The organism is Paenibacillus sp. FSL W7-1287 (genome assembly GCF_038004245.1).
GTDB lineage: Bacteria > Bacillota > Bacilli > Paenibacillales > Paenibacillaceae > Pristimantibacillus > Pristimantibacillus camelliae.
Genome location: NZ_JBBORD010000001.1, coordinates 389,572 through 413,872 on the forward strand (window position 1 = coordinate 389,572; position 24,301 = coordinate 413,872).

Here is a 24,301-nt window from a genome sequence, read left to right on the forward strand (position 1 = left end):
CTACAGTTATCTTGTCCAAAATTAACACACTATAAACCTATCAATCTATTAATTGTGGTTAAAAAGATTAAACTTTGATTACGAGGTAATACGTTGGAGCTTAGTCGACATCGAATATGTCATGCTACCGATGTGATGCTTACGACGTATGTTTTCTTCGAAAACATTTTAGGTGCTCACGTAGTCAGTACCTACGCTGCGCTCCTCGATTTCTAGTAACATGCCATCTTCTTGGTACTGAAAACCCTACTTTTTCTACTCTTATTTGAAGGTTTTTAAAAATATTCAACTTTGATTACGAGGTAATACGTTGGAGTTTAATCGACATCGAATATGTCATGCTACTAATGTGATGCTTACGACGTATGTTTTCTTCGAAAACATTTTAGGTGCTCACGTACCCACCACGTACGCTGCGCTCCTCGATTTCTAATGTCATGCTATCTTCTTGGTCCTGAAACTGAACTTTTTAACTCCTATTACAAAATAAAAACAAAAAAGCACGACTTAGATACGGCGTAGCACGTGGTGCCTAATCAGTATCTAAGTCATGCTTGTTTTTATTTACGAGCGTATAGCAAGCACATGACGGTCAATGCCTGCATAGTCAGTTATGATGCTCACTTCGTCCCATGCATGGAGTGAACGCAGCAGATCTGCAACGATGGCTGGCTGGTGAATGCCTAACTCGAAAGCTACGAGCCTTGGCTTATTCGGAAGCTCTGCTATCGTATCAATCATTGCTCGATAAGGATCCAAGCCATCTTTACCGCCAACTAACGCTAAATGCGGCTCATAGTCCTTTACTTCACGCTGCAAGCCTTCCATATCCGACTCTGGTATATATGGCGGATTGGAGATAAGCACATCGATGATATTTTCGTTATGCTTTAATGCATCAGCCGTGCGGAAGGGCTGTAGCAGATCGCCTTGAACCCAGCTCATCTTGTCCAATACCTCGTGCTGCCCTGCATTTAGCTTCGCTTGCGCTAACGCATCGTGGGACAGGTCAGAGGCGATTACGTTCCAAGAAAGACGCTCAGCCTGCAGCGTAACCGCTATTGCTCCACTGCCTGTACCAACATCAAGCACGTGGAGTGAAGCTTCTGCCCACTGTGACGTACGCTCTAGCACCGCTTCTACGAGCAGCTCTGTCTCAGGACGTGGAATGAGTACAGCAGGCGATACAGCAAAACGGCGGCCGTAAAACCATGCCTCTGACGTAATATATTGGATCGGCTCGCCATTACCTTTACGTTCTAGACACGCTCCCCACTCCTCTAAGCGATTAGCCGGGAATAGCTCCTGCCATTGAAGGAGCAGCTGTGCGCGCTCAAGCTTAAGCACATGCAACAGCAGCAGCTCGGCATTTTCCTTCGCCTCACCTACACCTTGGTCACGTAAAAAAGCAGTCGCTAGCTGAAGCTTCTCAAAAATGGTATGTCCTTCCGATTGGCAAGCTGCAATAAGTGAAGGTTGCTGTGTCAATAGGTCCACCTCCTTCTAAGAATTAATTCAATAACTATCAAATCGAAATACATGCCATGGTAGTAAAAAAGCGCAAGCCTGCAGCAGCCTCTCACAACAAGCTGCCTCCGGCTCACGCTTACGCATTACTTTATTATGCACCCATTGTTTCGTTCTCTAACAATTCTGCTTGCTCTGCTACAGTAAGCTGATTGATAATCTCGTCCATATCACCGTTCATGACAGAATCAAGCTTATGAAGAGTTAGACCAATGCGATGGTCTGTTACACGACTTTGCGGGAAGTTATATGTGCGAATACGTTCGCTTCGATCCCCTGTACCAACCTTGCTTTTACGCTCGCCAGCATATTTCGCTTCCTCTTCTTGACGGCGAATATCATAGATACGGGCACGAAGCACTTGTAGCGCCTTCGCTTTATTATCATTTTGCGATTTGCCGTCTTGGCACGTTGCCATAATACCTGTAGGTACGTGCAGTACACGAACAGCGGATTTCGTCGTGTTAACGGACTGTCCGCCAGCACCGCTGGAGCAGAAGGTATCGATTCGAATATCTTTGTCAAGAATTTCAACTTCAACGTCCTCAACCTCAGGCATCACTGCAACAGTAGAGGTAGAGGTATGGATACGGCCTCCAGACTCCGTCACAGGAATACGCTGAACACGATGCGCACCACTTTCGTATTTCATCTTGCTGTATGCGCCTTTACCATTAATCATAAAGATAACTTCTTTAAATCCGCCCAAGTCATTTTCTGTATATTCCATCAGCTCTGTTTTCCAGCCTTGAGCGTCAGCATACTTCGTATACATACGATAAAGCTCATAAGCAAACAAAGCGGCTTCATCTCCGCCCGCAGCTCCGCGAATTTCCACAATGACGTTTTTGTCATCATTCGGATCTTTCGGAAGAAGCAATATGCGTACCTTCTCCTCAAGCTCCACTTTGCGTTCAGATAGCTCATCAACTTCCATCTTGACCATCTCGCGCATATCATCATCAAGCTTTTCGGCTAGCATTTCCTTAGCGTCATCGAGCTGCTGACTTACCTGTTTATATTCAGTATAGGCATCATAGGCAGCTTGAAGATCCGATTGCTCCTTTGAAAGCTCACGCAATCGTTTTGGATCGCTAGCTACATCTGGATCACACAGCAATTCGCTTAACTTTTCATACCGATCAGCTAGTGCCTGTAAACGATCTAACACGTTATTCACCTCTGTCATTTCCTCAAAATAAAATAATTTTTATTATAACATATCCAAAGGCAGCTTAGAACTCATAGCTTTTTGGAAGTTATAAAATAATCATTTACCAACAAGTTATCAACACTATTCACATATTCATCCACAGACTCTGGGTAAATATACACATGAATTAATAAAGTTATCCACAGTTTAGTTTATTTCCTACTATAATATACACATAAATGAATCAATTTCATAAATCGAAAGTCTTGCTATGACTAGTATTTTAAGGCACATAAAAAGGAGAACCTCCCCAAATCTCGAAAAGGTACAGTAACGACACAATACCGAATGAGATGAAAGGATGAACTCCCTATGCCATATATTCGACATGAGAGCCTTTTTACCTTGCAAGAACTTTATAAAATGGAACAAAAAGATCGTTTTCGTGAAATCTTCGCTACGATCGACATCACTCCCATTTTGCGTTTGGTCAAGAAAACGTCGCGTTATGGTGCGCCTATTGAAGTGAATTACAGAGCAATGGTCTATTCATTGATCATCCGAATCATCGAACGAATCCCGACGATTAAAGATTTAATAAAACGTCTGCAGCATGACATCTTGTTCCGCTTGGATTGTGGCTTTATGTTGTCAGAATCTATTCCATCAGCGGCCTCTTATTCTAGGTTGGTGAATAGGATGAGCCAATGCGATGCGCTTGAAGAGATTCAAACCCAGTTGCTTACACAAGCGATGAAAGAAGGATTCATTACCGATGATACGGTTGCTATTGATGCTACCCATATCGAAGCACGAGACCAAGCACCTGTAAAACAAGACAAGGATAAGCAGGAGCCTAAAAAGCGTGGGCGAAAATCAAAGACTGAACGTGAAGCTTGGTTGAAACAAAAGCAAGAAGAAGAGGAACAAAAGCCTATCTTCGAGAAGGAAATTGCTGCACAACTTGAAGTATCTTTCCACGTGCTAAAAGATCAAATGCCACTTGATCCACAGTGGGGAGTCAAGAAAAACAGTGACGGGAAAAACACGTTCTGGTTTGGCTATAAAGGTCATTTGGCTGTAGGTACACGGAGTCAATATATTCTCGGAGCGATGCTCTCTTCTGGAAGTTTGAATGATGGTAAAGCCGCCATACCTCTCCTAAAAGGGCTTGTTTCACAGCATCCACAATTCAAATTCACCTATGCAACGATGGACGCAGGTTATGATTATGAAGCGATATACCGACAGGTTCGTAAAATGAAGGCACACGCCGTGATTGCCTATAACCGTAGGCGAGAGCCAGAACTTGTTGGATTTGACGAACACTTTGCGCCAACTTGTGTCAGAGAGCATTCGTATCGTTACGACAGTTATGATTCAAAGTATGAAACGCTGAAATATGTTCGTCCAAAAGAATGCGATCATTGCCCATTAGCGAAGGATACACTTTGTCAAAAGGTATACAAAATGAAGATCTCAACGGATATAAGAAAATATACGGCACCAGCTCGTGGTTCGAAGCTATGGAAGGAAATCTCTAAGAAGCGATCTGCCGTAGAACGAGTAAATGCTTACTTAAAAGAATTCTTCCAATTGAACAATATACGACATCGAACCGGTCAAAAAGCGAAGTTTCATTTTAACTTGGTTGCATTGGTTTACAATTGTACAAAACTTGTATGTGATCGATTAAATCGTCATTTGAATGAACAAGCAGCATAATTTTCAAAAATGGATATGCACAAATTGGGCTAATCTGCGAATCTGTAACTATACATTATGAAATTGATTCAAATATAAAAAAGTGCTCCGTCCATCCACAGTTTGGAGACGAAGCACAATTATTTTGTTACACGTTGAATCGGAAGTGCATGACATCGCCATCCTGCACGACATACTCTTTACCTTCAAGACGCAACTGACCGCGCTCGCGAACAGTAGCCATAGAACCCGCTGCGGCAAGATCCTCGAAAGAGACAACCTCCGCTCGTATAAAACCACGTTCAAAATCGGTGTGAATAACTCCTGCTGCCTGCGGGGCCTTCATTCCTTTACGAATCGTCCAAGCGCGCACTTCCTGCACACCCGCTGTAAAGTACGTATATAAACCAAGTAGCTTATATGCAGCTCGAATCAAACGATTCAGGCCTGATTCCTCAAGTCCGAGCTCCTCAAGAAACATTTCCTTATCCTCGCCATCAAGCTCAGCGATCTCGGATTCAACCTTCGCGCTAATCGGAACAACTTCCGCGCCTTCGTTAGCAGCGAATTCGCGAACGATCTTCACATACTCATTATCCTCAGGATTAGCTACATCATCTTCACTAACATTCGCTGCGTAAAGCACAGGCTTTAATGTAAGCAGATGTAATTCCTTTATAAGGGTAAGCTCATCTTCTGATAGCTCTATGCTGCGTGCTGGCTTGTCATTGTACAATGCCTCTTTAACCTTCTCCAGCACCTCAACCTCTTGTGCAACTTTTTTGTCGCCGCCCTTCATGTTTTTACGTGAGCGCTCGATGCGACGATCCACAGAGTCGATATCAGCTAGAATCAGCTCAAGATTAATTGTCTGAATGTCACTAAGCGGATCTACCTTACCGGATACATGCGTAATATTTTCATCCTGGAAGCAACGAACGACATGAACAATCGCATCCACCTCGCGGATATGTGCTAGGAACTTATTGCCTAGACCTTCACCTTTACTCGCACCCGCTACAAGTCCAGCAATATCAACGAACTCAAACGCTGTCGGCACAGTATTGTTAGGCTTTACTAATTCCACTAATTTATCCAAGCGTGTATCAGGTACTTCAACAACGCCTACGTTTGGATCAATAGTACAGAATGGATAGTTTGCAGATTCCGCACCTGCTTGCGTAATAGCATTAAATAAGGTTGATTTACCCACGTTTGGCAAACCAACAACCCCACATGAAAGACCCATAATTTCAACTCCTAAAACTTTTCATGATAACTTCTTGATATACTTTTTGTTCATGAAAAGTACTACGTAAGCTTCTGCTTAACTTTTCATGATAACTTCTTGAGCATCACTAAATTCCCGTTTAGAACATAACTTTCGTCATTATACCTTAGGTTAGGCGACAAAGAAAGACCATAACCAGATTCGTTACGATGTTCAAAAGTTAGACGTAGATTATGAATTTATAAGTATAATGGCACCGTTTCATGATCGATATGCATAATTAAAGCTGCCCCTGCAGTGAAACACTGTAAGGACAGCTCATTATAAAAACTACAATATTAAACGTTGGCGATTTTCGTTTTTAGTGCATCCTTGCTTTGAAGACCTACCATTTTATCAACGGGTTGACCGTCTTTGAACAAAATAAGCGTTGGAATACTCATTACTCCAAATTGTGCTGCAAGCTCTGGCTGCTCATCAACGTTGATTTTACCGATAGTTGCTTGACCCTCTAGCTCAGTAGCAAGCTCTTCAACGATAGGAAGCTGCATTTTACAAGGTCCGCACCATGGAGCCCAAAAATCTACAAGAGAAACACCGTTCTCGATAGATTGATTAAAGTTATCTTTTGTTAATACGATTGCCATTACAATCATCCTCTCTGATCACTAATGTAATATGATTAAGGGCTTAACCCTACACACCGACAGGTGTTTAACATTCATGGATTTGCTTCAGTACATCACTAATTGTAATATGGCTGAAATGCTCCTCCAGTTTTTTCTCAGCAGTACAGAAGATACCATACATGACAGTATTCATATTCGAACCTACCATACAATCGGTTTCTGGATTTCCAGAGCACCAGCTCGGTATTAAAGAGCCTTGTGCCATAACACGATACACATCAGCTAATGTCACCGTATCTGGATCAATGGTAAGACGATACCCGCCACCAGAGCCCTCCCTAGTATTAACGAAGCCACTGCGTCGCATACCACTCATTACTTTCCGAATTCGCGCTGAGTGAGTACCTACGTTTTCAGCAATCATTTCGCTACTGGCCATCCTATCCGGTAGGTTAGCCAAATAAACTAAACTATGCACTGCAATTGTAAATTCACTATTCACTTCAGTGGGCCTCCCTGCTTTATACTGTAATAATAAACGTTACAGTTATAGTTGTCAATATCGCCCCACTCCTGCCTATTAAGATTCAACAGTTGATAATCAAATATACATCGTTAACCATACAAAACGATCTCCTGCATCTGAGTGCAAGAGATCGTTTTTGGCTTAATTTATGGTCGTAGTTACGCACTAATAAAACAAATTAATGAGTAAGCTGCTTCACTAATTGAAGGAATACATCCATTTCCCCATCTGTTCCAATACTAACACGTAAAAAGTTATCAATACGCGGAGAAGCAAAGTAACGTACAAGCACACCTTGCTCGCGCAGCTGCTCAAATAGCTGCTTTGCTGCAAACGAAGGATGCGAAATGAACAAGAAGTTCGCTTTAGACGGCGTTACAATGAAACCGAGAGATTCTAGCGTCTCAGCAACTCGTTCACGCGTCGCAACGACCTTCGCTGTCATTTCTCTAAAATACGCTTGATCCTCTATCGCGGCAACAGCACCGGCTAGTGCAACGCGATCGATGGTATATGAATTGAATGAGTTCTTCGTACGATTAAGACCTTCGATTAGCTCCTCAGAGCCAAACGCATATCCTACTCGCAGGCCCGCAAGCGAACGTGACTTAGACAATGTCTGAATGACGAGTAAATTGGAATAGGAGTTAACAAGCGTGACAGCCGACTCCGCACCAAAATCAACATAAGCCTCATCAATAATAACAACTTGGTCTGCATTATTCTTCAATAGTTGTTCGACATCCTCTAGCAATAGTGGCATCGCTGTAGGGGCGTTCGGATTAGGAATAATGATACCGCCATGGTCGCCAGTATATTGCTCTACATTGATGTTAAACTGCTCATCTAGTGGTATAAGCTTAGGCGTAATGCCATAAAACTTCGAATAAACCTTATAAAAGCTATACGTCACATCAGGAAATAGCACTGGCTTGCCTGGGTCAAAGAATGACGCAAAAGCAAATGCTAGTATTTCATCTGAGCCGTTTCCTACAAATACTTGCTTTGGTGATAGACCAGCATGCTGAGCAAGCGTTTGGACAAGCACGTCACAATTAGGATCAGGATACAATCTCAAATCCTCATTTATCGCATCTGTCATCGCTACAATGGCAAGCGGTGAAGGAGGATATGGGTTTTCGTTTGTATTCAGCTTTATATATTTTTTATCCTTAGGCTGCTCGCCAGGCACATACGGCTCTAGCGAGGCAGTAAGGGGACTCCAATATTTACTCACGCTTGCTTCACTCCTCAATCATTTCATGCTTCATTAAATATCCCCGCCTAGATGAAGATACATCTTATCGTTCACCTTAAGCCTTCTTTGGATCAAATGAGCTTTTTAGAGAGACAACTCGGTTAAACACAAGTTGATTGTCTTCGCCTCTAGCAGGATCCACACAGAAATAGCCATGGCGGAAAAATTGGAACTTGTCGCCTGTTTGAGCATCCTTCATGTTAGGCTCAATATATCCGTTAACGATGCGCATAGAGTTAGGGTTAATCCGCTCAAGAAACGGTACATCCTTCAATTCCGGCGCATCTTCAATTAGTGGTTCGAACAAACGCAGCTGTGCTGGAACTGCCATCGATGCTTCTACCCAATGAATCGTGCCCTTTACTTTACGACCTGTAAACCCACTGCCAGACTTCGTCTCAGGGTCATAGGTGCAGCGTAGCTCGATAATTTCGCCTTGCTCATTTTTTACAACTTCATTGCACACGATGAAGTAAGCATGCTTAAGACGAACCTCGTTGCCAGGGAACAAACGGAAGTATTTGCTCGGCGGATTTTCCATAAAGTCCTCGCGTTCAATATAAATCTCACGAGAAAACGGAATTTGACGGATGCCCATCTCTGGATTTTCAGCATTAATTTCTGCATCCAGCCATTCCACTTGACCCTCTGGATAGTTTGTAATTACGACTTTAATCGGATCTAGTACAGCCATCGTACGCGGAGCCTTCAGCTTTAGATCCTCGCGAATGAAATATTCCAGGTAGCTTTCCTCAATCGTACTGTTCGCTTTCGCTACGCCAATCTCACGACAGAAGTTGCGGATCGCTTCCGCTGTATAGCCTTTGCGACGCATCCCACTGATCGTCGGCATACGAGGATCATCCCAGCCCTCTACAACACCCTCATCGACGAGAGATTTCAGATATCGCTTACTCATAATCGTATTTGTAATGTTAAGACGAGCGAACTCATACTGACGCGGCTGAGCGTCCATCTCACACTCTGCAACAACCCAGTCATATAACGGTCTGTGATCCTCAAACTCAAGTGTACAGATCGAATGTGTAATGCCTTCAATTGCATCACTTAGCGGATGAGCAAAGTCATACATCGGATAAATGCACCATGCATCGCCTGTGCGGTGATGATGAGCGTGAGCGATACGGTACAAGACAGGATCGCGCATCGTTATATTAGATGAAGCCATATCAATTTTTGCACGAAGCACACGTTCTCCGTCCTTAAATTCTCCCGCTCTCATGCGTGCAAACAGATCAAGATTCTCCTCCACGGAGCGATCACGATAAGGACTGTTTTGCCCAGGCTCCGTTAACGTCCCTCTCGTCGTACGCATCTCCTCAGCAGATAAGTCACATACATAGGCCTTGCCCTTCTTAATAAGTAGCACCGCGCGGTTGTATAACTCTTCAAAATAATCAGAGGCATAGTACAGATTGTCCCAATCAAATCCAAGCCACTGAACATCTTCTTTAATCGAGTTTACATATTCAGTATCCTCTTTTACTGGGTTCGTATCGTCAAAGCGAAGATTTGTTTTCCCTTTAAACTCATCTGCCAGTTCAAAGTTAAGGCAGATAGATTTCGCATGACCAATGTGTAGATATCCATTAGGCTCTGGTGGAAAACGAGTGATGACCTCATTTACTCTTCCTTCCTGCAAATCATCTATTACTATATGTTTTATAAAATTAGAAGCAACTGATTTCGTTTCGTTACTGTTTTCCATCTATACCAACCTTTCACGTAAGCGAGTATTTATCCCTCTATGATACACAACTTTTCATGAAAATACACCCATTTTACACACCAAATCATCCGTTTCATCAACCTGTTTTAGCGTTTTTGACGGATACGTATCTTATTTCTCTATCCTATCAATTCTGAGAGAAATATGAAAACGATTAGAATCTTCTCACATTTTACACAGAATTAGATTTTCAGTTTATTATATTGCTTGTAACATCTGACAAGTAACAAGTAAGCCTATTGCCAAATTCTTATGAGAAATCATGAGAAACGGGGGATCCATTTGGGGTGAATTGAACTGCGTTGCGAGTGCTCGTGACGGTAGATTCATAGGGAACCTTCAACCGAACCCGTCAGCTAACCTCGTCGGCACATCTGGAAGGAGACTTAAATTGTGAAAAAGCTTAGCATAATGGTATTAGCGATCACCTTACTGTTAGCGTTCTCAGCAGGAAGCGTTTCTGCTAGCTCGTCTTCAATGCTTACCAATATTGAGGATGTAAAAGGAACAAAGTACAAGTACGGCGGTAATACTACTAGCGGGTTTGATTGTTCTGGATTTGTTCGTTATATTTTCGAAAAGATGGATGTTGAGCTACCTCGCCGTTCTGCAGATCAAGCATCTGAAGGAACAAAAGTTGCTAAAGACAACTTGAAATCTGGCGATCTTGTATTCTTTGATACAAGCGGCTCTAACAACGGAGGTATTACGCACGTAGGAATCTACATAGGCGATGGTAAATTCGCTCACGCTTCTACAAGCAAAGGCGTTACTATTGACTCTCTAGACTCTTCTTACTACAAGCCGCGTTATGTAACGGCTAGACGTGTACTATCCGATGAACAGTACGAAAATTACGTAGAAGCAAGTAAATAAGTGACAAAGAGATAGGATGGCTCTACTAGAGCACTCGTATCTCTTTTTTATTTTCCGATCTTAGGATAGCTGTATTATAAATGTATGCACAACCTGTACAAATATGACTGCCTGTACCTATTCACTCGCAAGTAAAAAGGAACGATGCTTTGTCTTGTCTGTTCAATCCTATAAGCTTATTTTAAGCTTAGTCCTGATCATTGATTGAACACCCTTATAGACGATAAGCATCGTTCCTTTGTTGCATGATGACTAATATTTATTTATGAGTAGCTGGTAAAGCTTCCTGTAAATTACGATTGCCACCGTAAACCATCATGACGATCATGAACGTTAGCATAATAGCAACTAACGCCGCAACAATGGAGATCGTAGTTGCCGCATTATATTGGTCCATAGACCATCCCGTCAGCTTAGGGAACAATGCGCCCCCTACGCCTCCACACGCGACAAGCAAGCTCGTTGTGCGATCTGTCATGCCCTGTAGACATGCATTCACATACACAAGACCAATGCCAAATACTCCTGCAAACCCTAAACCACTTAATGCAATCATCACAAATTGTGCCCATGCCTGTTCAATGAACACCATACCTATAAAGGCAATGACAGCAACGGCCATCGACACGATTAAGTATTTGATATAGCCGTAACGGTCAGCCAACACGCCGCAGAACACACGACCAACTACCATAAATACCCAGAACAAGCTAAGCATGCTTGCAGCGCTTGACTCAGAGAGTCCGCTTCGCTCAATCATAATCGATGGTAGATAGTTCGATACACTCATCTCGACGCCAACATACAGGAAGAAGAACATCATAGCCAGAATGAGAAACGGCAACGCTCGCTGCTGATACTTCGGTTTATGCAGCACTGCGGCACGCTCCTGCTTAGAAGGCTGTGAAATTTTATCATCGAGGTCTTTACCGAATGAAAGACAAAGCCAAAGCAACAAGGTTATGCCGCTTATTGCTGTTAAGATCGGGAATGACCATTCCCATATATGATATCGAATAAGTACAGCCGCTGTTAGCGGAATAAATAGTGCACCTAATCCAAAAAATGTTTCAATTTTACTCATCGCTGTCGCGGTTTGATCCTTGAACAAGTCGATGATCAATGCCCCGATTACTGATTCAATCATACCGAAGCCAAATCCAGCAAAAGGCGCAATGATTAGCATCCATTCCCACGCTGGAAGCAGACTATATATCCCTTCTGCCAGTGTTAAAGCGCTAAAAGCAATGACGATGGTAATTCTTTTCCCTAGTCTTGTCGATAGAGAAGGTCCTAATAATACCCCCACTAAAAAGCCTAAAAACTGATTCATAATCCATTGGCCGCCATCGGCATATGAGATCTCATAATGCGTGACGATCTGCTCTAGAATCGATCCACCGATAATATGAGCAATTCCGATAACAAGATATGAAAGGCAGCCAAGCCACAATATTTTTTTCACGTCTAAACTCCTTTAAATCAGGCATGCAGGTATGCTCCGCATGCCCCTGTTGTTAGATTAACCGAACGGTGTGATACACTTGATCATTCGTTTTCACTACGATGTGATGCAGCTTAGAGTTATATATCACTTGCCCGCTTCCGACCTCAATCTCCGGATGCTCGCCAAGTCCATAGAATACATCATCTGCTAGAGCCTCAAGCACCTCATGCTTTTCTTCCCCCTGCAGCTCGTTCCATGCTTCTACATCCATCTCAAAAAACAGATAGCAATCCTCAATATTACTTATTGCATCTGTTAGCTCTTGTAAAATATCACGATATTCACGCGCGTGGCGCACACCCATAAGTGATCCTCCTGTTTTATGTATTTCTGTCTATTATGACATAAGCAGCATAAATTGTCCTCGATATATGCTCACCGTTTCGAGCAAGCATGAACGAAAATTGCGCTACTGTTCACAGTATTTCCTTAATTTCCTCACTACAAATCTAAATCTTCTAAATATCGTTACCATTTACTCTAATGTCAGAATGCCTATTTGACGATAATAGAAATAGTAGTTCTTTGTCGAAAATGGATTAATAGAGGTGTATAATGAAGAATTCAACAATTATTGGTCTAATTTTAGGTTTTGCAGCTGTAATTATCGGTATGGTACTGAAAGGTGCAAGCTTAAGCGCCTTCCTTAATCCAGCAGCATTCATGATTATTATCGTAGGTACGATTGCCGCCGTTACCATTGCCTTCCCACTAGGAGAGCTAAAAAAGGTTGGCACACTATTCAAGCTTCTATTCACAGAGCGTCCGCTTGTGAAACGCGAAGATCTGATAAAGCAGTTTGTTGAATGGGCTGGAATTACGCGTCGTGAAGGTTTGCTTGCACTCGAAGCGAGAGTCGATGATATCGAGGATCCGTTCCTTAAAAATGGTATGCGTATGATTATTGATGGAAATGATCAGGATCTTGTACGAGATGTACTGCTAGAGGATATTTCCGCTACAGAAGAGCGCCACAAAGCCGGTGCTTTAATCTTTACGCAAGCAGGTACATATGCGCCAACACTCGGGGTTCTAGGCGCTGTTATCGGTCTGATCGCTGCTCTTGCCGATATGAGCGACATGGAGTCACTGGCACACGCAATTTCAGCTGCTTTTATGGCAACGCTGCTAGGTATTTTTACAGGTTATGTTTTATGGCATCCGATGGCCAACAAATTAAAACGCCTATCTAAAGCAGAAATTCAAATTCGTCTGATGATGCTAGAAGGATTGCTTTCTATTCAATCTGGTGTATCTACCATTGCGATTGAACAAAAGCTATCTGTATTCTTAACACCAACTGAACGTCAAGCAATGAAAGCGAAGGAGGAAGGAGACGTTGAGCAAAAAGCGTAGACATGAGGACCACGAAGAGCATATCGATGAATCATGGCTAGTCCCCTATGCCGACATCCTGACATTGCTGCTTGCCCTGTTCATCGTTTTATATTCAATGAGCCAAGTAGATGCAAAAAAGTTTCAAGATCTATCCCAAGCATTCAGTGTTGCGTTCAGTAATGGACAAGGGGTATTGGATATGCCTTCTATTATAGAGCGCGGCCCAGATGCCGATGCAGAGAACGGCGGGAATGAGAATTCCGACTTAGAAGGAATGACTGATGAAGAACCATTATCGGAGCAAGAGATCGAACAGCTTCTTGAGCAAAGCGAACATGATCTAAATACACTCAAGCAAGAAATTGATGAGTATATTGCCGATAACGGTCTCACAAGCAGCCTTGAGACATCACTGAATATGTCACAGCTACTCATTACGATTCGCGACAATGCCCTATTCGATTCAGCGGAAGCTTCAGTTAAGGAAGACGGTCGCGAGTTGGCTGTCAGCATTGCTAAAATGCTTGAAAACTATCCTGACTTTAACGTCGTAATCGCTGGCCATACAGACAACGCACCGATTCGAAACGCAACCTATCGATCTAACTGGGATCTAAGCGTTATGCGTGCTGTACGGTTTCTAGATATTATATTGCTGAACACAAACCTAGATCCAAAGCGATTCAGTCCTGTTGGGTACGGGGAGTATCATCCGGTTGAAACGAACGATACGAGTGAAGGCCGTGCTAAAAATAGACGTGTAGAAATCTCGATTGTTCACAATTATTTTGATCCAAACAAGCAGCAAATTATATCCGCCAAGGAAATCGAATAATAAAAAGGCGTATCTGACCGCTTACATGAAGTGCACCCTGTCAAGTGGACAGTGTAAATAACAAAAATAATTTGCTTGGAGACCTCAGCTCATTTGAATGGAACTGGGGTCTCTTTATTATGCAGCTTGCCGGTATTCATTTGGTGACAAACCGCCTAGACGCTCTGTATAGCGATAGTTGTTATAATAGAGGATATATTCACTAACATCCTTGAGGACATTTTCATAAGTGTCATACTTTGTAAGATAATAGCTCTCTGACTTGTACGTCCCCCAAAAACGCTCAATCGGCTGGTTGTCCAGGCATCGACTCACGCGAGACATGCTTTTCCTAAATCCGTATTTCACATGGAGTCGGTTATACTCATGGGACGTGTACTGGAAGCCTCTGTCGCTTTGGATGAGCGGGATTACACCAGGATTTTTCTCGTAAGCCTTCTTCAGCGTATCCATTACGAGCTTATTGTTGTTGGAACGACCTAATACCCATGAAACAATGGAGTTATCGTACACATCAATAATCGCGCTTAGATAGGCTTTGCAACCATTTCCATACTTCAGTTCTGTCACATCTGTACACCACTTTGAATTAGGAGAATGGGCATCAAAGCTACGATTCATTACATTTTCAACAATATGGATCTCAGGAGTTTTCACGTAGCTTGGCCGTTTCCTACGAATGACCGCTTTGAGTCCAAGGGCCCGCATGATTCGGTAATATCGCTTCTTGTTATACTTCTTTTTGAGTTTTCGGTTGAGCTGAGTACGTATTTGACGGTAACCGAGTATTCCTTTTCGCTTGTCATAACGAAGCTTTACTTCTTTGGCTAACAAACGGACTTCCATTTCCCTGGCAGATGGCGTCCAGTTTAGCCACTTATAATAGGCAGATCGAGCTACCCCCGCTAGTGCACATAACTTTGTAATGGCGTACCCTTTTTCTTTGTTCAATTCTTGAATCGCTTGATACAAGTTTACGTGTCGAACAAGGGTTAGCGTGTATTTCGTCGCTTGATCTCTTCCAACTTTTTTGCGAAGGCATTCTCCATCTCTAGGTATTCGTTTCGAGCTTCTAGTTCCTTGATCCGTAGCTTAAGACGTTCATGCTCATCTAGCTCGTCTACAGGCTTTTTACGACCACGGTTGTCCTTGAGAGCATCCTCGTTGCCTGCTTGATATTTACGAACCCATGCATAGACTTGCTGATAAGAGACGCCGTACTTTACGATCGCTTTCTGATAATCCATGTTATTAGCGATGGTATATTGTGCAATTTCAATGCGTTCTTCAAACGTTGTTTTACGTCCTTTATTCATAGGAGATAGCCCTCTTCCTTTACGAGTAGGTTTCAATTCTATCTCACCAGTATACTTGGAAATCCATTTCTGCAGGACACTTCTACTTGAAATATTGTGTTTTTTTATTGCAGCTGCTACGGAATAATGACCAGACAATACATCTTTAATAGCAGTTAGCTTTAATTCCTTCGAGTACGTTTTCCATGTATTCGATTCCTTTAATCCATTAAAACCATCCGCCATATATTTTCTTATCCAATCACGAACAGTGAGTGGACTAACGCCTAGCTGTTTCGCTTCATAGGTTGGATTGGATTTGTGTTCTAAACATAGCTGTACGACATACAATTTCGTTTCCAAAGAGGTTAGACTTCTTTTAGACATTAGAAAAACTCCCATCATTGTAGCAGTAGAAGTTTTTGTTTTTTCTACTGTCTACTATGATGGGAGCATATCAACACGCGTCAGGATACGCCTTTTCTATATATCGTCGTGTAGTGATAAGCTCCAATGAATGAAACAAGCTACTCGTTTGGTTGATAGTGAATTTCTTCGAACAAGATATGCTTTTCGTCCTCCGTAAGATCTCTCCATTTCCCTTTCGGAAGATCTGCCAGCAGGATATTCATAATACGAATACGTTTTAACCTTAGTACTTGATATCCTAATGCTTCACACATGCGGCGAATCTGTCGGTTTCGCCCCTCTGTCAAAATAATGTGAAAGGTGCTCGTCCCTACTTGCTTCAGCTTGCATGGCAGCGTCATACTACCAAGAATATGCACGCCCTCTGACATCCCCTTCAGAAAGCTAGGGGTAAGCGGCTTATCAACCGTTACGATATACTCCTTTTCATGTCTGCCTTCAGAGCGAAGAATAGGATTAACCACATCTCCGTCGTTCGTCAATAGAATGAGTCCCTCGGAGTCTTTATCCAAGCGACCAATCGGAAATATTCGTTCGCGATGATTCACAAAGTCAACAATGTTACCTTTAATATGACGCTCTGTTGTACTCGTAATCCCTACCGGCTTATGTAAAGCAATATAAACATGCTTCTTCTGAGCACCGAGTGGACGACCGTTAATACGCACATCATCGCCCAGCTCTGCCTGAGACCCGAGCTCTGCCTTTATACCATTAATCGTCACTCGACCTTCTGCTACAAGCTTGTCAGCTTCTCTTCGCGAGCAATAGCCTGTCTCACTAATGAATTTATTGATTCTCAAAGATGCCACCTCATGATTTAATATACCTTCCGCTTTGACCAATAGGCAATTTCTTCAGCAGTTACAATTAGAAATTGCTCTGTACATAGCTGTGCCAGCTTGAACATCGCTTGCGCGATTTCCTTCGCTTGATTCGGTTTGTATTTTCTCATTTTACCTTTAAATACAAACGATAGCCAGCTGCTAAGCTTTGCAGCTAGTGCTTCTCCAAAGCGAAACTCATTGCGATCTCCCATTATAAGGGACGGCCTTACAATGATTAACTGTGGCAGCTTGAGCTCCTGGAGTGCCCGTTCAGCTAAGCCCTTTACTTTACTATAGAAGAATATTGAGTCTTCATTTGCGCCAATGGCGGATATGTAAACAAACTTTCTAGCATGATGCTTGCTGGCAAGCTTTGCAAGCTCCACGACATAATGATAATCGACCTGCTTAAACTGCTCTTTTGTTTTTGCTTTTTTCATCGTTGTACCAAGTGCACAGAACACATCTGCGTCCTCAAACCAATCGCTTGGGCATTCGTGAAGATCATTGAATGAGATCAATTGCTGCTCTAATCTCGGATGTACAACGCTTAATCGTTTCCGTGCAATAACTGTCACTTTACTATACTTCTTGCTACTGAGCAACAAACGAACCAGATCCTTACCTACTAGACCTGTCGCACCAACGATAACAGCTTTCAAGTTCTCTCACACCCTCCTGGACTTATAGATTGCTTGCCTCAGCATATTGATTTCTTTCCTCAGAAAGTGGTAGCAATATCCTTACTGTCGTCCCAACATTAACCTGACTGCTTAGCTCCATCAAGCCTTGATGAGATTGAATAATTTTTTGACTGACCATAATACCAAGGCCTGTACCATTTTCTTTAACGGTAAAGAATGGATCACCGATCCGTTTAAGCGTCTCTTCATCCATACCGATTCCTTCATCTGTAACCTGCACACTGACATGATTAGCCAAACGTTGAATAGCTATTTGTACTTGTCCGCCGTTAGGCATCGCTTCAATTGCATTCTTTAATACATTGATAAAGACTTGCTTAAGCTGATTATCTTCACACGGTATGCTGCAATCATCATTCGTGTAGTTTTCCTTAATGACAACATTGTGCATTAACGCCTCGCTGCTCATGAACACGCTTACTTCAGCTATAATATCTCGAATATCTCGATACTTAAATTTAACGGCTTGCGGCTTCGAGAGAATTAAAAACTCACCGACAATAAGGTTGATTCGTTCGAGCTCAGAGAGCATCACTCTAACGTGATCTAAATTCAGCTTCTTACTCTGCACTTGTAGCTGCAGAAAGCCTCGCAATGTCGTCAACGGATTACGAATTTCATGCGCAACCCCCGCTGCGAGCTGACCTACTGTGTTCAGCTTCTCAGAACGACGCATAAGCTCTTCCATCCGGTGGCGGTGACGCATATCTCTACAGATGTTAGCAAATCCAGTAATTTCGTTATTAATATCTCGAATTGGACTAATGGTGATGCTGACTGGTATCGTTTCACCATCCTTGGTTTGTCGATAGGTTTCAATAGGCTTAATAACTTCACCCTTTTGCACAAGTCTAAGCAGCTCTTCCTTCTCCTTGATCAGATGCTCTGGTACTACGCGATAACGATTGCCAATCGCTTCAGCTGCTGAGAAGCCGAACAGCTCCTCAAAGGCTTTGTTCGCTTGTATCACTCGTCCCTCTACATCCATAATGTAAATCGCATCGGAGGAGTGATTGATAAATGATTCCATGTACAAGCGCATACGCCTATTCTCATCAAACGCATGTCTAAGCTTATTCATATAAATGCTTAAGTTTTGACTCATCGCATTTATTTTAAATGCCAATAGTCCAAATTCATCCTTTGTCGTAATAGGGATCGGTCGCTGAAAGCGAACAGAGGAAACCTCATTTACCTTCCACAATATATCTTTCAACGGCCTCAGCATACGAGAGACAAACCAATAGCTTGCGATACTCGTAAAGAACACTAAATAAATGAGCACGGCATAGAACAAATTGTTGTCAATGCTATATAATTTATCATATTTCTCTTTATCGTACAGCAGTACCATGCGCTGACCACTATTTAATTCCTGACGATAATCACTTATGTAATATTCCTTACTATGCGTATGGATTTCTCTGAATTGATAAGACTGCTGGATGTTATAAGTATTGTTAAGCTGAATTAGTGCCGCATTAACCTGGTCCTTCTCTCCTGCAGCGAGCAGCTGCTTCCCTTCTTCCTCATCAATATAGGCAAGATCAATCAAATAGGGCTTATCTGCTTGAATAAATCTAAATAGCTCCGAGAGCTGGGTATCAGCTTGCGGAGCTTGAATGTGGATATGTTGAAACATGCGCTCAGACAAGGTTTGTGAAGCATTGCTTAAAAGATTAGCAATCCTTTGCTGATGATTATACTCCCATAGAACTTGAAACACTACAATTACAAGCAGGAGCAAACCTGCTATAGTTATACTTAGCTTATACTTAAGTGACACGGACTCACACCCTTATTCGTTTAACTTATCAACATATTACTAACATACTCCACAATTAATTGTGAATATCGTGGATAGTATGTGGATTAAACTGTGAATAATTAAAAGTTATACACAATGTTGTGCACAGTATGTTAACAAAAGAATGTTTGTTCGATGTATAAATCTAAAAAACTGTAGATAAGGAGAATCCTATGTATCCTAATCAAGATGAAATGTGGATGAAAGAAGCCATCGCAGAAGCCAAGAAGGCAGAGAACTTAGGAGAAGTACCTATTGGAGCTGTCGTCGTCAGGGAAGGTGTTATTATCGGTCGCGGTCATAATCTAAGGGAGACGCAGCATAATCCTATCGCTCATGCCGAAATTATGGCCATTCAACAGGCTAGCCAAGCATTAGATGCTTGGCGTTTGTTAGATTGTACACTCTATGTAACCCTTGAGCCTTGTCCAATGTGTGCGGGCGCCATCGTCCAATCACGTATGAAGCGTGTCGTATACGGTACCGGCGACCCAAAGGCAGGCTGCGCAGGGACACTAATGAATTTATTGCAGGAGCCCCGGTTCAATCATGAGACGGAACTCACTAGATTTGTTTTACAGGAAGATTGCGCTTCTTTGTTAACAAACTTTTTCAAGCAGCTTCGCTTAAAACGCAAAAATGCATCAGATTAGTATTTCAGAGATCTTTCTTTAGTCTTGTTATGTTCGCATACAGATTGTCGTTTCATCGTTTGCAAAGCAACAATAAGCTGGTCAGCTTCTTCGCTAATAGCAAGGACGGCTGGGTGAGTAAAGCTGCCTTTCTCCTCTACCACCTCGTAGAGCTTGTCCCGAAGCGATTGCAGTTGAAGTTCAATAAGTTTTTTTTCCATAGCTCGCTTCGATTCACTCTCCTCTTTATGCGGTATAGCTTATGTTTAATTATAGCGAGTTTATATGATGATGTGTGTTAGATACTGTCGATACATAATTGCGAATAAAAGTTATTTTACGACAAATATAGTGTTTATCTTTCAAATTATACAGTTTATTCACTAATATTTACAATACATAATAAGACCTAACCTTTATTCGACAAATTTTTTGTCGAATCGCTTTTGCGCGGCTAAATCACTGCTATTATCATAAGTTGCCTTTATCTTAAGTAGCTCCTCAAATGAATGTTTTTTCCATTCATTGTAACAACGAGCTTATTTTATAGTATATTTATGGTAGACAATCGATATAGTATAGAGACTATTGGTTGTAAATTATTCGATGGAGGGTAATGCTATTGAATACTCAAGAAGAAAGAACATGGAGTATGCTTGCACATCTATCATCATTAGCAGCGTTGTTATTTACAGGGCTTGGTTTTATTTGTGGTTTTATCGGTCCGCTCATCATATGGCTGCTTAAAAAAGATCAATCCCACATTGTTGCAGAAAATGCCAAGGAAGCACTAAACTTTAACATTTCGTATACCATCTATTCACTCATCGCAGTTATGCTCGTATTTTTATTAGTTGGTTTTCTTCTCGTCCCTATCGTCTATGTCGTATGGCTTGTTTTTGCCATCATCGCTACTGTGAAAACGAATCAAGGTCAGTATTATCGTTATCCATTCATATTCCGCTTTATTCGATAGGAACGCACAACAAAAACGCCGAGCAACGTTGCTCGGCGTTTATTATTTACGACTCATTCGACAGTTAATAAATCAAAAACGCTCAAGCATTAAGCTTGAGCGTGTCAATTCGTAATTGGCGGAGAGAGAGGGATTCGAACCCCCGTGGGCTTGCACCCTAACGGTTTTCAAGACCGCCCCGTTATGACCGCTTCGGTATCTCTCCAAGAAAGTATTTTGTTTTGCTGACAAGAAAGAGTATACCACAGTTGAAAAGGGGAATGCAACCCCTTTTTCAACTTTTTTTGAAATTTATTTTGGAGCAATAACTTCAACGCCGCCCATGTAAGGACGAAGCACCTTCGGCACAACAATTGATCCGTCGGCTTGCTGGTAATTTTCAAGGATAGCTGCAACCGTACGACCAATTGCAAGTCCAGATCCGTTAAGCGTATGAACAAACTCCGGCTTGCTCTTAGGCTCAGGACGATACTTAATACCAGCACGACGTGCTTGGAAGTCCTCAAAATTAGTACAAGAAGAGATTTCACGGTACGTTTCTGCGCTTGGAAGCCAAACCTCAATATCATAGGTTTTCGCCGATCCAAAGCCCATATCGCCTGTGCATAGTGTAATGACTCTGTATGGAAGCTCCAGTAGCTGCAACACTTTCTCTGCATTAGCGGTCAAGCTTTCAAGCTCTTCATAGGAATGCTCAGGCTTAACTACTTTCACAAGCTCTACCTTGTTGAATTGATGCTGACGAATCAAGCCACGTGTGTCACGACCTGCAGCTCCTGCTTCAGAGCGGAAGCATGCACTAAAGGCTACAAACTTAGCCGGAAGCGACTCTGCATCTAGAATTTCATCTCTCAATATATTGGTTACAGGAACCTCTGCTGTCGGAATTAAGAAATAATCCGTATCCGCTAGTTTGAATAGATCTTCCTCAAACTTAGGCAGCTGTCCTGTTCCGATCAAGCTATCGCGATTAACGATGTAAGGCGGCAGGATCTCCTCATAGCCATGCTCATCGCTATGTAGATCCATCATAAAGCTCATCAATGCGCGCTCTAGACGGGCGCCTAGGCCGCGGTAGAACACAAAACGGGAGCCTGTTACTTTAGCAGCACGCTCAAAGTCCAGAATTGCAAGCTCTGCCGCTAGATCATAGTGTGCCTTTGGTTCAAATGCGAACTCGGTAGGCTCGCCCACTCTACGGATCTCAACATTCTCCTCCTCTGACTTGCCCACTGGAACGGAAGAGTGTGGAATGTTAGGAATTGCAAGAAGCATATCATTGACCTGCGTGTCTAGCACGCGAAGCTCATCATCAAGCTCCTTAATACGATCTCCGACCTCACGCATTTCAGTAATGAGCGCCTGGGCATCACCACCACTTTTTTTAATCGCTGCCACTTCTTGTGATACAGTGTTGCGACGATTTTTCAATTGCTCTGTCATCTGAATAAGCTCACGGCGCTTTTGATCAAGCTCAGGAAAAGCTGCAATAAGCTCTAAGGAAGCTTGACGATTACGGAGTGCTTCTTCTACCTTAGCAAAGTCCGTACGCAATAATTTGACATCTAACATGATTGTCCCCTTTCTAGCCAGAGTTGTGGATATTCCATCAACTCTTGTTAGCTAGGCACGTAAAGCCTGTGCCTCTTTTACCATCTCAACGAAATATGCGTGCAGTCGAACATCATCTGTCAGCTCCGGGTGAAATGAGCACGCTAGCAGCGAACCTTGACGCGCTGTTACAATCTCACCGTTATACTCTGACAATACATCGACCTGTTTACCTACTGATTTAATTAATGGAGCGCGGATAAACACCGCTGTGATCGGCTCATCGATTCCTTTGACAGGAAGTGCTGTTTCAAAGCTTTCACGCTGACGACCAAACGCATTACGAGCAACGGTCATATCCATCAGCTTCAAATGTGCATCCTCTTGTCCCTCAATACGATCAGCCAAGACGATTAGACCTGCACAAGTACCGAACAAAGGCTTCCCTGCTTCATGAAAGTCAGCAATCGCCTCCATAAAGCCATATTTGCGCATTAGCTTTCCAATGGTTGTGCTCTCGCCACCAGGAATGACGAGCCCGTCCAATTGCTCTAGCTGCTCAATACGCTTAACCGCTACAGCTTCTGCTCCGACAGCTTCTAGGCTGCGTATATGCTCTGCTACAGCGCCTTGCAGCGCTAATACTCCAATCTTCATATCCTGTTCCTCCCCATTTTCGCAAAGGCCGACCTACCCAGGTCACTGGATAGCTCGGCTCTTAGGGTTTATCTATATAGTATTGTCTTAGATTCCGCGATCTTGCATACGTTCAGCAGCATGCAGCTTAGAGATTTCAATGCCCTTCATAGGAGTACCAAGGTTTTTGGATACTTCTGCGATAAGCTTATAATCCTGATAATGCGTAGTTGCTTCAACAATAGCACGAGCAAATTTCTCTGGGCTATCGGATTTGAAAATACCGGAGCCTACAAATACACCGTCCGCACCTAGCTCCATCATTAATGCAGCATCCGCTGGCGTTGCAACTCCACCAGCTGCAAAGTTAACAACTGGAAGCTTACCAGTTTCGTGAACGCCAAGCAACAAGTCATAAGGTACGCCAAGCAGCTTAGCTTCATTATAAAGCTCGTCCTTAGAAAGGTTTTGAACCTTACGGATTTGTCCGTTAATTAGACGTAGATGACGAACAGCTTCAACGATGTTACCTGTTCCAGGCTCACCCTTTGTACGAAGCATTGCCGCGCCTTCTTGGATTCGACGAAGCGCCTCACCAAGATCCTTAGCGCCACATACGAAAGGAACTGTAAACTCATGCTTACTAATATGGAAAACTTCGTCCGCTGGTGTTAGCACTTCGCTTTCATCAATGTAGTCAACGCCCATTGATTCGAGCACTCTTGCTTCAACAATATGACCGATACGAGCTTTCGCCATTACTGGAATTGAAACAACCTTCATTACCTCTTCTACAATTGTAGGGTCGGCCATACGAGCGACTCCACCAGCTGCACGAATATCAGATGGTACACGCTCAAGTGCCATAACTGCCGTAGCGCCAGCAGCTTCGGCAATTTTCGCTTGCTCGGCATTCATAACGTCCATAATGACGCCGCCCTTTTGCATTTCAGCCATGCCACTTTTTACTCGAAAAGTACCTGTTTCCATTGTTACGTCTCCTCCTAAATTACGCATCTACGAATATAGATCACCGTTATTACTCTAAGCATTGATTTTACAGGAATGAGGGCACTTCGACAAGTCCTTATTTCCTTGTAACTCACTCGG

Annotated in this window: 24 protein-coding genes, 1 tRNA gene and 1 riboswitch; of the genes, 6 read left to right on the forward strand and 19 right to left on the reverse strand. The window is 42.7% G+C overall.

Annotation, left to right across the window (positions count from 1 at the left end; translation table 11 throughout):
- Positions 1-564 precede the first annotated feature (564 nt).
- Together prmC and prfA are read right to left on the reverse strand one after the other, a co-directional pair.
- Positions 565-1,488, reverse strand: coding sequence for a peptide chain release factor N(5)-glutamine methyltransferase (gene prmC, locus NSQ99_RS01835; RefSeq protein WP_340834662.1), 924 nt, complete (start codon positions 1,486-1,488; stop codon positions 565-567).
- 133 nt (positions 1,489-1,621) lie between these two features.
- Positions 1,622-2,698: a peptide chain release factor 1 gene (gene prfA / locus NSQ99_RS01840; protein ID WP_251670204.1), complete on the reverse strand. Its 1,077-nt coding sequence runs from the start codon at positions 2,696-2,698 to the stop codon at positions 1,622-1,624.
- Positions 2,699-3,052: 354 nt separating this feature from the next.
- Here prfA and NSQ99_RS01845 point away from each other — a divergent pair, with 354 nt between their 5' ends.
- On the forward strand, positions 3,053-4,405 hold the full coding sequence (locus NSQ99_RS01845) for an IS1182 family transposase (protein WP_340834664.1): 1,353 nt from the start codon (positions 3,053-3,055) through the stop codon (positions 4,403-4,405).
- A 127-nt stretch (positions 4,406-4,532) separates the two neighbouring features.
- Here NSQ99_RS01845 and ychF read toward each other — a convergent pair whose 3' ends face one another.
- The 5 genes from ychF to NSQ99_RS01870 form a co-directional block, all read right to left on the reverse strand.
- Complete coding sequence (ychF, locus tag NSQ99_RS01850) at positions 4,533-5,633, reverse strand: redox-regulated ATPase YchF (RefSeq protein WP_251670133.1); 1,101 nt, start codon at positions 5,631-5,633, stop codon at positions 4,533-4,535.
- Between the two features lie 320 nt (positions 5,634-5,953).
- Entirely contained in the window at positions 5,954-6,262 is a 309-nt protein-coding gene (gene trxA, locus NSQ99_RS01855) for a thioredoxin (protein WP_251670135.1), read from the reverse strand.
- 67 nt (positions 6,263-6,329) lie between these two features.
- Complete coding sequence (locus NSQ99_RS01860; RefSeq protein WP_251670137.1) at positions 6,330-6,746, reverse strand: RrF2 family transcriptional regulator; 417 nt, start codon at positions 6,744-6,746, stop codon at positions 6,330-6,332.
- Positions 6,747-6,948: 202 nt separating this feature from the next.
- Entirely contained in the window at positions 6,949-8,007 is a 1,059-nt protein-coding gene (hisC, locus tag NSQ99_RS01865) for a histidinol-phosphate transaminase (protein ID WP_340834669.1), read from the reverse strand.
- A 76-nt stretch (positions 8,008-8,083) separates the two neighbouring features.
- A complete protein-coding gene (locus tag NSQ99_RS01870; protein WP_340834670.1) occupies positions 8,084-9,757 on the reverse strand; it encodes a glutamine--tRNA ligase/YqeY domain fusion protein in 1,674 nt (557 codons plus the stop codon).
- 251 nt (positions 9,758-10,008) lie between these two features.
- A riboswitch (cyclic di-AMP (ydaO/yuaA leader) is annotated at positions 10,009-10,164 on the forward strand.
- Positions 10,165-10,171: 7 nt separating this feature from the next.
- Between NSQ99_RS01870 and NSQ99_RS01875 the strand changes: the two genes are divergently transcribed.
- A complete protein-coding gene (locus NSQ99_RS01875; RefSeq protein ID WP_251670143.1) occupies positions 10,172-10,654 on the forward strand; it encodes a C40 family peptidase in 483 nt (160 codons plus the stop codon).
- Positions 10,655-10,913: 259 nt separating this feature from the next.
- On the opposite strand, the gene NSQ99_RS01880 is transcribed toward NSQ99_RS01875, so the two are convergent.
- Both NSQ99_RS01880 and NSQ99_RS01885 read right to left on the reverse strand, forming a co-directional pair.
- Positions 10,914-12,119 carry an MFS transporter gene (locus NSQ99_RS01880; RefSeq protein WP_340834674.1) on the reverse strand — a complete coding sequence of 402 codons (1,206 nt, stop codon included), beginning with the start codon at positions 12,117-12,119 and terminating at the stop codon, positions 10,914-10,916.
- Positions 12,120-12,171: 52 nt separating this feature from the next.
- A complete protein-coding gene (locus NSQ99_RS01885) occupies positions 12,172-12,465 on the reverse strand; it encodes a hypothetical protein (protein ID WP_340834676.1) in 294 nt (97 codons plus the stop codon).
- Between the two features lie 251 nt (positions 12,466-12,716).
- On the opposite strand from NSQ99_RS01885, the gene motA reads away from it, so the two are divergent.
- Together motA and motB are read left to right on the forward strand one after the other, a co-directional pair.
- On the forward strand, positions 12,717-13,517 hold the full coding sequence (gene motA, locus NSQ99_RS01890; protein WP_251670149.1) for a flagellar motor stator protein MotA: 801 nt from the start codon (positions 12,717-12,719) through the stop codon (positions 13,515-13,517).
- Positions 13,501-14,334, forward strand: a complete 834-nt coding sequence (motB, locus tag NSQ99_RS01895) for a flagellar motor protein MotB (RefSeq protein ID WP_340834678.1) — start codon at positions 13,501-13,503, stop codon at positions 14,332-14,334. Before motA ends, motB begins: the two co-directional genes overlap by 17 nt.
- Positions 14,335-14,451: 117 nt before the next feature.
- Here motB and NSQ99_RS01900 read toward each other — a convergent pair whose 3' ends face one another.
- From NSQ99_RS01900 to NSQ99_RS01920, 5 genes are all read right to left on the reverse strand, one after another.
- Positions 14,452-15,306 carry an IS3 family transposase gene (locus NSQ99_RS01900; RefSeq protein ID WP_340834468.1) on the reverse strand — a complete coding sequence of 285 codons (855 nt, stop codon included), beginning with the start codon at positions 15,304-15,306 and terminating at the stop codon, positions 14,452-14,454.
- Between the two features lie 20 nt (positions 15,307-15,326).
- Positions 15,327-16,016, reverse strand: coding sequence for a helix-turn-helix domain-containing protein (locus tag NSQ99_RS01905; protein WP_340834466.1), 690 nt, complete (start codon positions 16,014-16,016; stop codon positions 15,327-15,329).
- Between the two features lie 140 nt (positions 16,017-16,156).
- Complete coding sequence (gene rluF, locus NSQ99_RS01910) at positions 16,157-16,861, reverse strand: 23S rRNA pseudouridine(2604) synthase RluF (RefSeq protein WP_251670153.1); 705 nt, start codon at positions 16,859-16,861, stop codon at positions 16,157-16,159.
- 17 nt (positions 16,862-16,878) lie between these two features.
- Positions 16,879-17,547: an NAD(P)H-binding protein gene (locus NSQ99_RS01915; protein WP_251670154.1), complete on the reverse strand. Its 669-nt coding sequence runs from the start codon at positions 17,545-17,547 to the stop codon at positions 16,879-16,881.
- A gap of 22 nt (positions 17,548-17,569) precedes the next feature.
- Complete coding sequence (locus tag NSQ99_RS01920; protein WP_340834683.1) at positions 17,570-19,375, reverse strand: ATP-binding protein; 1,806 nt, start codon at positions 19,373-19,375, stop codon at positions 17,570-17,572.
- 194 nt (positions 19,376-19,569) lie between these two features.
- Between NSQ99_RS01920 and tadA the strand changes: the two genes are divergently transcribed.
- Positions 19,570-20,049, forward strand: a complete 480-nt coding sequence (gene tadA / locus NSQ99_RS01925; protein ID WP_340834684.1) for a tRNA adenosine(34) deaminase TadA — start codon at positions 19,570-19,572, stop codon at positions 20,047-20,049.
- Here tadA and NSQ99_RS01930 read toward each other — a convergent pair.
- Positions 20,046-20,249 (reverse strand): aspartyl-phosphate phosphatase Spo0E family protein, encoded by a 204-nt coding sequence (locus tag NSQ99_RS01930; RefSeq protein WP_251670159.1) that lies wholly within the window; start codon positions 20,247-20,249, stop codon positions 20,046-20,048. The two genes, tadA and NSQ99_RS01930, sit on opposite strands and share 4 nt — an antisense overlap.
- A gap of 401 nt (positions 20,250-20,650) precedes the next feature.
- Here NSQ99_RS01930 and NSQ99_RS01935 point away from each other — a divergent pair, with 401 nt between their 5' ends.
- The gene (locus NSQ99_RS01935) at positions 20,651-21,004 is read left to right on the forward strand and encodes a DUF4870 domain-containing protein (protein ID WP_251670162.1); all 354 of its coding nucleotides are present in this window, start codon (positions 20,651-20,653) and stop codon (positions 21,002-21,004) included.
- A 116-nt stretch (positions 21,005-21,120) separates the two neighbouring features.
- Here NSQ99_RS01935 and NSQ99_RS01940 read toward each other — a convergent pair.
- From NSQ99_RS01940 to pdxS, 4 genes are all read right to left on the reverse strand, one after another.
- Positions 21,121-21,209 (reverse strand) — tRNA-Ser (locus NSQ99_RS01940).
- 86 nt (positions 21,210-21,295) lie between these two features.
- Positions 21,296-22,576 carry a serine--tRNA ligase gene (gene serS, locus NSQ99_RS01945; protein WP_340834688.1) on the reverse strand — a complete coding sequence of 427 codons (1,281 nt, stop codon included), beginning with the start codon at positions 22,574-22,576 and terminating at the stop codon, positions 21,296-21,298.
- Between the two features lie 51 nt (positions 22,577-22,627).
- On the reverse strand, positions 22,628-23,212 hold the full coding sequence (gene pdxT, locus NSQ99_RS01950) for a pyridoxal 5'-phosphate synthase glutaminase subunit PdxT (protein ID WP_251670181.1): 585 nt from the start codon (positions 23,210-23,212) through the stop codon (positions 22,628-22,630).
- Positions 23,213-23,299: 87 nt separating this feature from the next.
- Complete coding sequence (pdxS, locus tag NSQ99_RS01955) at positions 23,300-24,181, reverse strand: pyridoxal 5'-phosphate synthase lyase subunit PdxS (RefSeq protein ID WP_251670184.1); 882 nt, start codon at positions 24,179-24,181, stop codon at positions 23,300-23,302.
- Positions 24,182-24,301 lie beyond the last annotated feature (120 nt).

Excerpts from the sequence above, each read along its gene's own strand:
- NSQ99_RS01845 (WP_340834664.1), top strand. The coding sequence starts at position 3,053 with ATGCCATATATTCGACATGAGAGCCTTTTTACCTTGCAAGAACTTTAT.
- ychF (WP_251670133.1), bottom strand. The coding sequence starts at position 5,633 with ATGGGTCTTTCATGTGGGGTTGTTGGTTTGCCAAACGTGGGTAAATCA.
- trxA (WP_251670135.1), bottom strand. The coding sequence starts at position 6,262 with ATGGCAATCGTATTAACAAAAGATAACTTTAATCAATCTATCGAGAAC.
- NSQ99_RS01870 (WP_340834670.1), bottom strand. The coding sequence starts at position 9,757 with ATGGAAAACAGTAACGAAACGAAATCAGTTGCTTCTAATTTTATAAAA.
- NSQ99_RS01885 (WP_340834676.1), bottom strand. The coding sequence starts at position 12,465 with ATGGGTGTGCGCCACGCGCGTGAATATCGTGATATTTTACAAGAGCTA.
- motA (WP_251670149.1), top strand. The coding sequence starts at position 12,717 with ATGAAGAATTCAACAATTATTGGTCTAATTTTAGGTTTTGCAGCTGTA.
- NSQ99_RS01905 (WP_340834466.1), bottom strand. The coding sequence starts at position 16,016 with ATGTCTAAAAGAAGTCTAACCTCTTTGGAAACGAAATTGTATGTCGTA.
- tadA (WP_340834684.1), top strand. The coding sequence starts at position 19,570 with ATGTATCCTAATCAAGATGAAATGTGGATGAAAGAAGCCATCGCAGAA.
- NSQ99_RS01930 (WP_251670159.1), bottom strand. The coding sequence starts at position 20,249 with ATGGAAAAAAAACTTATTGAACTTCAACTGCAATCGCTTCGGGACAAG.
- serS (WP_340834688.1), bottom strand. The coding sequence starts at position 22,576 with ATGTTAGATGTCAAATTATTGCGTACGGACTTTGCTAAGGTAGAAGAA.
- pdxT (WP_251670181.1), bottom strand. The coding sequence starts at position 23,212 with ATGAAGATTGGAGTATTAGCGCTGCAAGGCGCTGTAGCAGAGCATATA.
- pdxS (WP_251670184.1), bottom strand. The coding sequence starts at position 24,181 with ATGGAAACAGGTACTTTTCGAGTAAAAAGTGGCATGGCTGAAATGCAA.